The sequence below is a fragment of the Treponema zioleckii genome (assembly GCF_014737315.1).
In the GTDB taxonomy this organism is placed as follows: domain Bacteria; phylum Spirochaetota; class Spirochaetia; order Treponematales; family Treponemataceae; genus Treponema_D; species Treponema_D zioleckii.
The window spans coordinates 149,858-162,895 of the sequence record NZ_JPUF01000001.1 but is presented as its reverse complement, the minus strand read 5'-3'; the positions used below and the strand labels follow the sequence as shown (position 1 = coordinate 162,895).

The 13,038-nt window shown below is 43.5% G+C and carries 7 protein-coding genes and 1 tRNA gene; 4 read left to right on the top strand and 4 right to left on the bottom strand.

All coding sequences use genetic code 11. From position 1 onward, the window contains the following. Positions 1-21: 21 nt before the first annotated feature. Positions 22-711, top strand: coding sequence for a tRNA-uridine aminocarboxypropyltransferase (locus JI65_RS00625; RefSeq protein ID WP_191013421.1), 690 nt, complete (start codon positions 22-24; stop codon positions 709-711). Between the two features lie 277 nt (positions 712-988). Here JI65_RS00625 and JI65_RS00620 read toward each other — a convergent pair whose 3' ends face one another. After that, complete coding sequence (locus tag JI65_RS00620; RefSeq protein ID WP_191013420.1) at positions 989-2,695, bottom strand: glycoside hydrolase family 3 protein; 1,707 nt, start codon at positions 2,693-2,695, stop codon at positions 989-991. 97 nt (positions 2,696-2,792) lie between these two features. Here JI65_RS00620 and JI65_RS00615 point away from each other — a divergent pair. Further along, positions 2,793-2,864, top strand: a tRNA-Cys gene (locus tag JI65_RS00615). A 201-nt stretch (positions 2,865-3,065) separates the two neighbouring features. Continuing rightward, positions 3,066-4,058 carry a hypothetical protein gene (locus JI65_RS00610; protein ID WP_191013419.1) on the top strand — a complete coding sequence of 331 codons (993 nt, stop codon included), beginning with the start codon at positions 3,066-3,068 and terminating at the stop codon, positions 4,056-4,058. 141 nt (positions 4,059-4,199) lie between these two features. On the opposite strand, the gene JI65_RS00605 is transcribed toward JI65_RS00610, so the two are convergent. Next, positions 4,200-5,801: an ATP-binding cassette domain-containing protein gene (locus JI65_RS00605; protein WP_191013418.1), complete on the bottom strand. Its 1,602-nt coding sequence runs from the start codon at positions 5,799-5,801 to the stop codon at positions 4,200-4,202. A gap of 268 nt (positions 5,802-6,069) precedes the next feature. Then, the gene (locus tag JI65_RS00600) at positions 6,070-7,686 is read right to left on the bottom strand and encodes an SH3 domain-containing protein (protein ID WP_191013417.1); all 1,617 of its coding nucleotides are present in this window, start codon (positions 7,684-7,686) and stop codon (positions 6,070-6,072) included. Between the two features lie 781 nt (positions 7,687-8,467). Between JI65_RS00600 and JI65_RS00595 the strand changes: the two genes are divergently transcribed. Further along, positions 8,468-11,269: a coiled-coil domain-containing protein gene (locus tag JI65_RS00595; protein ID WP_191013416.1), complete on the top strand. Its 2,802-nt coding sequence runs from the start codon at positions 8,468-8,470 to the stop codon at positions 11,267-11,269. A 207-nt stretch (positions 11,270-11,476) separates the two neighbouring features. On the opposite strand, the gene JI65_RS00590 is transcribed toward JI65_RS00595, so the two are convergent. Further along, entirely contained in the window at positions 11,477-12,232 is a 756-nt protein-coding gene (locus JI65_RS00590; RefSeq protein ID WP_191013415.1) for an Rpn family recombination-promoting nuclease/putative transposase, read from the bottom strand. Between the last annotated feature and the right edge of the window lie 806 nt (positions 12,233-13,038).

The following is a 13,038-nucleotide window of genomic DNA, read 5'->3' as shown; positions in this document are numbered from 1 at the left end:
TTTTTTTATATAATCCCATTCATGCGCGAAATTTGTTATAACTGTTTAAGACCCGTTAATATGTGTTTTTGCAAATACATGCAGCCTTTTGATCCGGGCGTAAAATTCGTACTTTTAATGCACCCTAAGGAAGCCAAGCATCAACGCACCGGAACAGGACGAATGGCTCACGTGGGAATTTTGAATTCAGAAATCATTGTTGGAATTGACTTTACGCAGAACAAGCGTGTTTGCCAGCTTTTGGCCGACCCTCAGTATTTTCCGGTTCTTATGTATCCTGGCGATGATGCCTGGAATGCAAAGAAAGAAGGCTTGAAAGCCGAAATCGGCAATAAAAAACTTCTTGTGTTCATAATTGATTCAACGTGGTTCTGTTCAAAAAAGATGATTCGTCTGAGCACGAATATAATGTCGCTTCCAAAAATTTCATTTTACGGAAAATATGAGTCGATTTTTACGTTCAAGCGTGAGCCTCAGCCTGAATATATCTCAACGATTGAATCTTGTTACTATTTGATAAAAGAATTGCAGGAAGTCGAGATTGTTGACAAAGCCATTAATCCTGAGTGTTTGATGACTGCTTTTAAGGCGATGATAAAATTGCAGCTCCAAATGGAAAATGACAGAATCGACGGAAAACTTCCGAATTCCCACGCAACTGACAGCAAATACACAACAAAAAAAGAAATCCCGAAATTCCTTGATGAATAAAAGGTCGATTTTGAGTTTAAAGGCAAAATGAAGGAGCGAAGCTCCGGTCATTCTGAGCGTCACACGCTGTCATGTTGTGTGAAGTCGAGACATCTGCTGTTCCCGGAGAATAGAGGAGTGGAGAAATCTATTGCGTTTAGACCTCTCGACTACGCTCGAGGTGACAAGAATGGTCATTCCAAAGCGACTTCCCCCGTCATTCTGAACTATTTTCAATATCTGTGTTTATCTGCGTCAAAATTTGCAATCTGTCATTCCGAACTCTTTTGTGTAGCTGTTATTTTTTCAAATCGAGCGGCACAGTGCCTTCTGGCGTAAAGTCGCCTGAAAGGGCCGCAAAAAGGGCCTTAAACGAAAAGGGCGAATAACTGTAACCAAAAAGAATTGTGTCCGCCCAATTAAAATCAAGAACATGCACGGGCGAAAGTGCTGAAAGCACAATCACTTTTTTGCCGGAATTCTTTAAGTGCCGTGCGATTATTGCTGCTGATTTGTCAGAAACGCAAATTATAATTGTATCGTAGTTTTTTGCACGCGAAGCGAGTTCCTGCCCGACCCAATCGGCGGAATCAACAAATTCGTTCGCGTTAAAGCGGTAAGTTCCGCAGTCTGCTCCGTATTTTTTTGTGCCTTCATCAAAAAATTCCGGGTATTGTTTTGGGCCGGCAAGCAAAATCCTGTCTGCCGTGTTCGTCTGATACGGAAAATCTCCTTTTTTGTAAGCCGTAATTGAGCGGCATGCCTGAGAGAGAAAGAATTTCTGACCGTCTTTGTCGGGAATAAGCTCGCTCAATTTTGAAGTGTCCGGGTAGAGCGGCGCTGGAGTCGGGTTTTTGTTCTTAAAATAATAAAGTTTGTAAAGAATTACTCGTCGTGCCGCAGTCTGCACTGTTTTTCGGAATTCTGCATCCGTGCTCATCAAATTAAGGTTCACCGTCCAAAGCGGTTCGTTAAGAGCTGCGGTTGAAGAAGAAAGAATTATGTCATTCCCGGCTTCTATTGCCAGCTTGAATGTGTTGGAAAGGCTGCCTGCAAACGTTGTTGCTCCGTTCATCATTGTATCGTCTGTTATTATAAGACCTTTGTAGCCGAGTTTTTTTCTGAGCAAATCTGTCAAAAGGAATTTTGAGAGCGAAGCTGGTTCACCGTTCGGCAAGATTTGCGGAAAGCACAAATGTCCGCTCATAATTGCCGGTACGTTCTGTGCAATCAACGCTTTGAACGGAATTAACTCGCGGTTTTCGAGTGTTTCCAAATCGATGTTGATTACAGGCACGCTTATGTGCGAGTCGCGGCTCGTGTCGCCGTGACCTGGAAAGTGCTTTGCGGTTGGAATTACGCCTGCCGCAATAGAGCCGGCAACGAAATATTCCGAAAGAAGGCTTACGGATTCCGGGGACTCACCGAATGAGCGTGAGCCGATTACCGTTGACTGATGGTCAGTGTAAAGGTCGATTGTCGGGGCAAAATTCAAATTGATTCCGAGCGCCTTGATTTCTTTTGAAATGTAATACGCGCTGTAGTATGCGTCCATTGGCAGCTGCGAGGCTCCGATTGCCATGTTTCCCGGTGTTACGGTGGTTTCTCCCTTTACGTGCCGAATCCAGCCGCCTTCCTGGTCCGTCGCCACGAACAAAGGAATTTGCAAGTGCCTTTGCTGAGCTTTTTTCTGCAGTGAGGAAATTGAGCGCGCAACTTGCATTGTGTCGTCGGTGTTCCAGCCGAAAACTTTTACGCTTCCAAGTCCGCGGTTGGAAACCCATTGGTTCAAAAGTCCGCTTGGTTCTTTGCCGGCCCAGCCGAACATAAAAATCTGTGCGAGAAGTTCTTCGTCAGTCATTTTGTTGACCAAAAAATTTGCCAAATCCTCCGCGGGATAATCGCTCCAAAAAGTCGCTGTGTCCGGTATTTTTGTTTGTGCGAATATATTTGAAGAAAAAAAGATTGAAAAAACAAACGTAAAAATTTTTGATGATAATTTCATTTTTGTCCTGACGATGAAAATTTATTAAATTATATCAAATTTATGGACTAGTACTCTAGACAAAAAATAAAAATTAGTATATATTATTTTTCGTTACGGCGTCTTACCCAAGCGGTAAGGGAGCGGTCTGCAAAACCGTTATGCAGCAGTTCGATTCTGCTAGACGCCTAAAAAAGCTCAGCTTCAATTTGAGGCTGAGCTTTTTTTTCCGAGTTCGTCTTGGCAAAGCCGGAACTCGTTTACATATATTTCGAGGACTGACCTTTGCGTCAGTCCTTTTTTTTTGCAACGAGACTTTATTCTAAAAAAAGTAACTATTTGGTATAGTTGTTGTTGAAAAATTCGTGTATAAAAAAATCCGAGGACTTATATGAAAAAAATTATTGCACTCTTATCAGCGTTGTTTTTTTCTGCAATTTTTGTTACTGGCTGTGCTTCAACAAAGCTTGCTCTAAAAGATAACTCACCGTTGGCAATTGTTACGATTGTTGGAAATCAGATTGTAACATGGAACACTGGCGAAGAAGACCAGGATGCTGGAACGAACTTGATTTCTAGTTCCATAAACAAAATGATGGACGGAAACAATCCTGAAATTCTTACGGCCGTTGACCGACTTGATTTTATTGACGATTCTTTGCGTCGTTATCTTCCGGAACTTGCCGGATGTGCCGTTGTTGACAAAAAGACTGTAGTTGGAAGCGAAGTTTACCAGAATACGCGAAAAAGCATGTACAATGCGTTAATATCAACAAAAGATGCCACTGACTACAAGGATTTTACGACGCTTGGTGCAAAGAACGCCCGCCTTTTTATGAATGAATTTAATGCGAAATCTTTGCTCATCGTTAATGCAAATTTTTATAAAAAGCTTGCGAAAGGAAACAAAAGCAGCGGGCTTGTTGACGCATACGTTGAATTGCGATTCAAATTGATGGATTCTCGTGGACGAGAAGTTGTGAGCAGAACTTATTCGGCTTTGGGAGATAAGAGCCTTACTATTTCTGGCGGTTCCTATGACAAAAAAGCATTCGTTGAGATTTTGAACACTGCGTCTGAAAATGCGATAAAACAGTTCTGCCTGGCTTATATGGGAGATTTTACAATTGGCGATACATCTGTAGAATCTAGCGCACCTGAGACTGAAGTCAAGGGGACTCCAATAAAAATCAACCGACCTGCATCTTCAGGCACTGACAAACAAAATGACGAGAATGTTTCAGCATCCTCTGCCGACAAAGAGAAAGCTGTTGAGAACGCAAAGAAACTCTTGGCGCTTGATATTATGACCGTTGAGCAGATTTCTGAAGTTACAGGACTTTCTGTTGAAGAAGTGAAAGCCCTTAAAGAAGAAAATAAATAAGGTCATTCGTCTGAATGACGGAAATTAAATCTGAATGGCAGATGAGTTTTGTCATTCAGATTTAATTCAACTTTGTCTGGCAAACACCTTTTTATGAACGGAATGTGCCTGAGCAGAACCGAAGGCCCGTCATTGAAGGCTTTATGCCGTCAGAATCTTATACATCGGCTCTTCGTTCGGACGGAGTTCAAGGATATGCTTTTCGCACGGAAGAACTTCCGTCGGGTCGTGAGTGACGTGCAGCAAAGTTGTTGTTCCGGTTTCTGCAACTTTTTCAAGCAAATCAAGAATCTTCTGGCGGTATTGTTCGTCAAGACCGTGACAAGGTTCGTCAAGAATCAGCACTTTAGGATTTTTTACGGCTGCCCGAATAATCAGAATTGCCCGCTGCTCGCCGTAGCTCAAATTTCCGAACGATTCGTGTTCACGGCCTTCAAATCCTGCAAGTTTAAGCCATTTTTTAGCGGCACTAACTTCAACGTCGGTGCGCTGCTCGTAAAGTCCAATCGAATCTTTGAATCCTGAAATTATAACGCCTTCAAGGTCTGTGCCGCCGACCATCCTGTATTCAACATGCAGTCTGTAGCTTACGATTCCCAGCTGCCTTTTAATGTCCCAGATTGTTTCGCCGGTTCCCCGTTTTTTGCCGAAAAGCCAGACGTCGTTCGCGAAAACCTGATGATTGTCGCCTGTAATCAGTTCAAGAAGCGTGGTTTTTCCGCTTCCGTTCGGCCCTCGGATGAGCCAGTGCTCGCCCGGAAGAACCGTCCAGCTGAAATTTTTAAGGACTTTATGTTCTTCCCAGCCCACGTTTACGCTGTTCATTTTTATAAGCGTGTCTTCGTTTTTTGCTTCGGGGATTTTATTCAAAATCTGATCCTGAAGGCTTTTTGTTTCGGCAGAAATTTCGTTCAGCTCATTCAAAAAAGCCGACTTTTCGGATTCGCGGTTTCTTGACTTTTCAGATTCACGTTCTTTTAGAATCTGTTCGTAATCTTTTTTTGTTCCGCAGAAACTCACTTTGTTTTTTGTGAATTCAATGACGTTCGTGATTGTTTCTGGAATTTCGACGTAGCGTTCCATTGAAAGCAGAATTTTTGGTGAGCTGTCTTTTTTGCCCGCGATTGTCTGGAAGAATTCAAGAAGAATCTTGCGGCTTTGCGCATCAAGCCCGGCGAACGGGTCGCTCAGAATCAAAAGTTTTTTCTTTGAGAGAAGCGCGCGGCACAAAAGCGTTCTTCGGATTTCGCCCGTGGACATGAGTTTTAGCCCGCGGTCAAGGATTTTTTCGATTCCGCAGAGTTTTACTTCCGGCAGGGCTTCAAGGTGACTCGCAATTTCTGGGAGCGGCAAGTGCCTGTGCTTCGCGTCGGGACCGCCCAGCACTTCGCAGATAAAACGCCTTCCCGTGCGGCCTGCGTCGATTTTGTCCATGTATTCTGATTCATCAAGTTCACGCTCGGTCTCGATGAGTTTTGCGGCAACTTCGAGGGAAACTGTCTCCACGGAATTTTCTTTGGTCTTTGCCTCGAAGAATTCTGATTCGTAAAGTGAGTCGCCGTCGTTCTGCACGATTTTTTTCTCGCCGGAAAGCGCCTGAATAAAATCGGCTTTTCCGCCACCGTTCGGTCCGATTACGAGCCAAGCTTCGTCTTTTTTCATTTCCCATGAAAGCTCTGGAAGCACAACGCCTTTTCGATTTTCGATTCGACAATTTTTTATAGAAATTAATGATTCAGACATGATGAAAGAGTATACGCCTGAAAGTGGAAAGTTGAAAGTGGTGAGGTGGAATGATGAATGAGAATGAGGCTGGAACCGACTAAAACGTGCGGTCATGCTGAACTTGATTCAGCATCTGCGATTATGGATTCCGAAACAAGTTCGGAATGACGGGGTGGCAGTTTGGAATGACACTCAACGTCATGCTGAATTTAGTTCAGCATCTACACGGTAAAGTGCAGAGATTCCGAAATAAATTCGGCATGACAGAGTTTTCGACTTTCACTTATTAGTTCAAATATGCGCCAAAGAGCCAGCCGGTCGTGGCGGCGGGCACTCGTGCGCCTTCGATGAAGAAATCGTCGTTTACGAGCTGCACTTTTACCCATTTTGATTTTTCGTCATCAATTTCGGTTTCTTCGCCAAGCTCAATGATTTTTAGGAGCGTTCCTGGGGCGAGCGTGCCGATTTTTTCTCCCTTCAAGCTTGGGGAAGTGCGCAGTTTTAGGCGGTAGCTTGGGTTTACATACATGCCGGCTTTTAAGACCAAGTGATGAGCGATGTATGGCTCACCGTCGTGGCCGCCATATCCATGAAATTTGTAGGGCTCATACTCTTCCTGATAAAAATCCAGGGTTTCGTTTTTTACGACTTTTCCGTTGATTTTTTGGAATTCGTAAGTTGCGAGTTTCGTTTCTTGGAAAAAGTGATAGCCAAGTCCTGATTCTTCGCTTCCGACATTCGTATATTCATATCCGCAGATGTAATTCATTCTTGTTTCATGGTTCCACGTGGAATACCAATATTCGAGGGTGTAAAGGCTCGTGCGCTCCGTGCCGTATTTGCCGGATTTTTTTTCGAGAATCAGAACAGGTTTTTCCATGTTTAGTGGGTAACGGAGAATCCACGTTGCGTCTGGGTCAAGTTCTTGAAAATTGTACTTTTCGCCTTCGGAATCCGTGAATGTGGCGTAAAGCATTTTGTAGCCGGATGGAACGGACACGTTAAGGTCAAAGAAACTTTTTTCTAAGACATTCAATCTTTTTTCAATCGAGTTTCCGTTCTGATTTTTTACGGCTCGAAGGTATGAAAAAGTCATCTTTCCGCCTTTTCCGTCACTTACGCGAGAAAAACACCTCTCATCCGTAATGTCGATTCCCCGCACTTCGCCCAAATAGCGGGTGCTTCCGTCGTTCAGAATTTCGCTTGCGCTGTAAATCGGATATAGCGTGCTGGATTGCACTCCGTAGGCTGTGATTCCTTCAATCTTGATTCTTGTGCCTTCTTTTATTGCCGTGAGTGTGCCGTAAGGATTCTTTTCGGTGGGCTTGTTAAAAATCATGCAGTCCTGCAACGCTACGGCGATTTTATTCTGATTGCTTTCGCAGTAAAGGCGTTCGAGCGTATAAAAGTAATTTACGTATCCCGTCCATTGCCATCCGGTTTCTTGGCTCAAATAGACGCTTGCGACGTAGTTTTTTCCGAAAGATGACGGAAAAAATGATGCGTAAAGCTTTCCCCGTTTTTGAATTTCTGAGATAACCTCCGGGATATTTGTGAATTGTGGGAGCGCGGGAGTGAGATTTCCTCCGAAAACCCAGCCAAATTCTTCTTTGCCCGGTTTTTTCCAGTTTTCTGGATAAAGGACGATTTTTACCCACGGGGCGGTAATTCCGTCAAGCGTTTCTTCTCTGCCTAGCTCTCGGATACGCACATAGTCGGCATGGAAAAGCGACGCCACTTTTTTGCCAGAAAGACAAGGCTCATCGTAAACATTGAGCCCGTTTTTTGCGTTAACGTGCATTCCAGGAAGAAGTTCGTTGAATTCGTTGTAAAACATGCTCGTTTCTGCCAAAGCCGCGGTAAGAGCCACAAAAAAAATGATGATGGATAAAAATTTTTTCATAGTACTGATTCCGAATTATACGCTTGAAAGTGGATATTGGCTACTGGACAGGATGGGATGCAGATGAACACGGATGAGACTCAGATAGGGCACAGATAAACGGAAAATTGAAAGACATTCCGGTGGTTGTTAGTTGTATGGCAAAAACAAGGCTGTAAGTTCTAAAACTCACTTGCGGCAACTTGCAGTGTCTTACGGTGGCTGAGCGTAGTCAAAACCACCTCACAGTGCCTTTGGAAAGTCAGTTTTCTGTTTACTTGCGTTGACAATCGGAGAATACTGAACTAGGATATAAGAAGAAAGGCAACCAAGGTTACGGTTGGCCTTTACTACTAATCTTTTATACCCTTACGGGTACAACCGCTTAGTGGATCGGACTAGGCGGTTTTTTTATGCTCTTTCGCTTTTTGAGTGCGAAGAGGTGGGTTTACCATACTGGATAACCGAGCACTAAAAGCACTGCGATTATCACTGAAATCTTAACGATTCGGTTCACCGCACGTCCTCCCAGCCTGTAAGATATGGCAATTCCCGTACGGAAACGCCACTGGAGCCAGAAAGACCAACCGCCAACTTTGTCGGAACTCGCAAAAGTTCCTATGGTTGCGTTGTTTTTATATCGGCACGGGATAGGCGATTCTTGAAATAACGGTGGCTGAGCGTAGTCGAAGCCACCACCACGCTAAATCAATCTACTCGTACATTATAGAATTTTTTGGAGAATTTTGATATTTTATTCTCTATAATAAGAACAAAAAGTTAATTACGAGGAGATGATTCAATGAAAGTAACAAAGTTAGTTGTTTCTACATCATTTTTACTTGCCTTTGCTTTTGGCGCATTTGCTCAGAATGCCGCTTACACAGACCTTGTAAAAAAAGCAAAAGATGCTGAAACAAAAAAGCAGTATGCCTATGCAATGGGCTATTATCTTGATGCAGTTAACGCCGACCCTGCAAATTCCGGCGAGGCTTACGCTGCTTACGAAAATCTTGCAAACGAAATAAAAGAAGGCAACCCGGGATACGGAAAATTTACTCAGTTTTCTCTCCATTCAGGATGGACAGACCTTTTAAAAGATGCTGAAAAATATTTTACAGAGTACTGCCCTTATGCAATTACGGTTGGAAAGCTCGAAATGGGCGAGCTTGACTATACCAATAAAACTGCAACCGTAAGCTCTACAGTAAGCGTAAACTACTCGCAGAAATTCTACCACATAATGGTGCCAATCTGTTGGGGATACACAAAAGTGCACCGTGATGACTGGAAAGACTTGCCAGCAGCTCCGTTTAGTAAAAGTACCGTAACTGACAATTATTACAGCAATGAACATTACAATGCATATTTGCAGGGAAAAGAATATTCTGATAGTAATTCATCTTACATAAATTCCGTTTTCGGTAATTCTTCCTATAATTTTTGGCCGCGGATTTCTGTAACAAAAACTGCCGGTGCAAAAAAGCAGGACATTCAGCATAAGGATAGTTGGTATAGAGGTTCTGATGGAGACCCAACTTGTGGAAGAGCATGGGGATATTCTACTACAAAAACTTCTGCATATCCTCTTCCTGCAAAAAAAGGAGCTTACAATTCTGGCAATGTAGCAACCTATGCCACGTCTTATTTTGCAGAAGATTCAAACTACAATAAAAAACTTAAGAAAAGCGTGTATTCTTGGACTGATAAGGCAATTGATGAATATTACAATGCGTTCATGTTTAAGCCTCGCCCAAGTGACACATTCATTCTTTATGATTTAAAAGTAAAAATCGCTCCAAAAACGGGTAAAGATTTTACAAAGTCAGTTCGTTTTATGCCTGTTGTTCAGAAATATTACAGCAGTTCAAATAATGACAAAATCATTTTTAAAGGGCTTACCGAAGCTCAAATGAACGCAATTGACGAAGGAAAAGCAGACCTCGTTGTAGAAGGCGTTTACTTACAGTACGGTTTGCAGAGTGCTGCCGATGCCCTTGCCTACTATTATGACAATTCAAAAAGCATGACAGGATTTAAAGCAAACCTCCCGGAGCTTTCGATTCCGTTGAGCAAGGTAGTTCTTATTCAGCCGAGCAAGGGCTTAGAAGATAAGCTTGAAAATGCACTTTATATTGCAAAAGAAGCTGTTGAACTTAAAAAACTTGCAAAAACAATCAACGAGCAGTTTGCTGATTCAATTGTAAATATAGAATTACAAGATATGTCTTTGACTTACCTCAAAATTTCTGATGATGATGGCATCCGAATTTATAACAAAGTTACTGATTATTCTGACTATTATAAGGTATCTAAAGTCTGCAACGCGCTCAGTCTTGAAAACGGCTATACACTCTGTTATGACAAAGATGGCAATAAAATCGATGGTACAGGATTTTATCTTGCAACCAGAGATGAAGCTAAGTCTTTCGGATTAAAAGCTGATTATCATGATGATTACTACATCGTTCACGCAAAGAAATTCAGTCCAGAAGAACAGGCTGCCCGTTTGGAAAAAGCGACTAAAGATGCAAATGAACTTCTCGCTTCAAATGCAGAAAAATCTGCCCTCATCAAAGAAGTTTACCCTGAACAGAACGCTTCGCTTTTAGCTTCGCTCGAAGAGTCTTCAAAAGAACTTCAGTCGGCTATCGCAAAAAAAGATGTAACCGAAATCGCTTCAAAGACTGCTGCACTCAAAAAAATCCTTCTTGATTCAGCTTACGAAGAATCAAAAAATCGAAAGGATTATGCAGTTAAAAATGCCGCTGACGCAGACAAAGTTCTTTCTGACTCTCAGGCAAAACTTGACGCATACAAGGAAGTCTTGGAATTTGATGATTCTTACAAGGTCGTTTTTGCACAGCTTGAATCATTCAAAACAAAAATCGATTCTAAAAACGTACTTGCCATTTCTGACGAAAAAGAGGAAATCGAAAAAATCGACTGGGCTTCTCTTGAAAAACGCCACGAAGAAGTAAAGGCACAGAACAAAAAACTTGCCGCAGAAACAAAAACTCTCCGTGACCAGAAAGAATCTGCCCTTAATGCAGTAAAAGCAAAGCTTGTTAAAGATTCAAAATATGCTTCTGACGCAGCCGCCATTGAAGCAAAACTTTCTGAATTAAAAACGCTCTTTGCAAATGCAAAAGATTCTGTAGTTGCAGGCAAAAAGCCTGAAATTGAAGCATTGGACATTGCTGCTTTGGAAAAGAATGTTGACGCAGAAGTTAAAGCCCTCAAGGAACAAGAGGCAAAAGAAAACTCTCTCAAAATCTTTAAGGCAATGGGTATTTCTCTCGACCCGTACAGCGGAACTGTTAAAACAAAAAAATCAACGCTCAATGTTGAAGCTTATTCAGTGTCGGTTGAGAAAAAATCTGCCGCCGCAAAAGCCGGCTTAAAAGACGGAGACCTCGTTGTCTTCTCAAATCCTGATGCCTCAAAAGTCATGCTTGAGATAAAAAAGCCAAAGCAGACTGTTGAACTCCCAACCGCACAGGAATATTACAACGTAATCGGCAGCAAAAAATCCGGCGACAGCGTAATCATCTACTACATGCGCAAAACCGACGCCTTTGCCGCAACAGTAACCGCACAGTAATAACACTCCCCTACACGTTGGCCGTTCCACTGACACAGATGAACGGAGATAAACGCAGATGGGACACAGATAAAAGGAAAATTGAAAGTTGCTCGCGATTCGCGAGCAACAAAACTGCCTCTCAACCTCGCTGCCGGGCTTGTCGCGGCGAGGTTGAAACAACTGCAAGTTGACTTGTATTCGAAAAGTGCACTTGCAGCGTTTCCGTTAAGTTCTGACCGCTTCCGTCTGCAAGTTTTCTTTTAGCTCAAGAACTTCTTCCACGGATAAACCACAACAATCTGCAATCATCTCTGGTAGCAGGCTCGTTTTTTTTAACAGGCTTATCGCATTGTTCCTTGCAGTTTCTCTTACGCCTTCGTCGAAAGCGTCTTTTGCGTATTCTTTGAGTGTTTGTTCCCAGGTCATATACTGCCGCCTCCATTTCATGTTTTTCTTGGCGAGGGCGAGCTTTGAGCGGAGTGTCTCGGTAAAGTCGTCTCGTGCCTCGTTGGCTTTCAGGAAGGCAAGAAAGTTCCGCCGTTCCTTTGAGTCGATTTTATCACACAAGTCGGCGTTGAAAAACACTTTGAACGTGCGGTCATTGAGTTTTGTCCTGCCGTTTTCGGTGCAGACGTTCTCGAAGGTGTAGACCGGGAGTTTTTCGCCGAAGACGTCGCCGAGGCAGATGAAGATGATGTAGACGTCCTTGAGCTCGTCGTAGTCGGTGCCTGCGGTGAGGTGCTCCACGTCGATGATGCTCTGGTAGTATCTCGACCGCTTGGCGAGTTTTTTCGAGGTTGCGGTCTGCATTTCAACGTCAAAAATTCGGTCGCTGTCTTTGGCGTAAACGTCGAATCGCACGCTTTTTGACTCAAAAGATTCCTGCATCGTGCGTTCGGTCTGGGGAATCTCGATTCGGTCGATTTCGATTCCGAGCAAAATTTCGATGACGTGCTTACAGATTTCGGGCTCGCTTTCCATGATTTTGCAGATAGGGAGCGTTAAAAAAACGCTTGAGAAGCGTTTTTAGTGAGTCTCGTCGAAATCTGTGATTTCGGCGTAGGAAGTTGTTCGCGAGGGTAGCCTGCTCCCATTTTTGTTCCGGGGTGAGTGTTGAGGTGAGTAAATCGGTCATAAGGTAAGTCTCCTTATAATGTTACTTCTGTTTTTTGTTTGGAAATTACGCAATTTGCGGGATAAAGTTTTGTTATTTTTACGTGGAGGAGGCGGAAAAATAAGAAGTAGAAATATGAGGTAGGAGGTATGAAGTATGAGGCGAATGGGCGTTGCCCGATGCTCGGTTCTGCTGAAGTTGATTTAGCATTTACGCTTCATATAGAGCAGAGATTCCGAATCTAGTTCGGAATGTCAAAGGGGAGGCCACAATTCATCAGCGAGAGTCAGCATTAATTCACGTTCCCCGACCAGCGATAACGTTTGCTGTCTGCCTGCTTGCTACTGAAAGTGTTCTCGTGGTTGCAAGTTGACACGACTTCCCCGAAGTTGCTCGCGGCGCGCGAGCGACAAAGCTGCACCCACGAAACGCGGCCCCGCTTGACGCCGCGTTTCGTGAACATCTGCAAGTGTCCCCACCAAAGCGCGAGTTTTGCTTTTGCAAAAGTCGCGGGAAACGCACGGGGGAAGTTAAAGGTTAAAAGTGAACTTGCAGCGTTTCCATGGTTGCTCGCGGTGCGCGAGCAACAAAACTGCATCTCGACCTTGCCGCCGTGCTTGTCGCGGCGAGGTCGAAGCCCCTGCAAGTGCCCCCACCAAAGCAACAGTTTTTC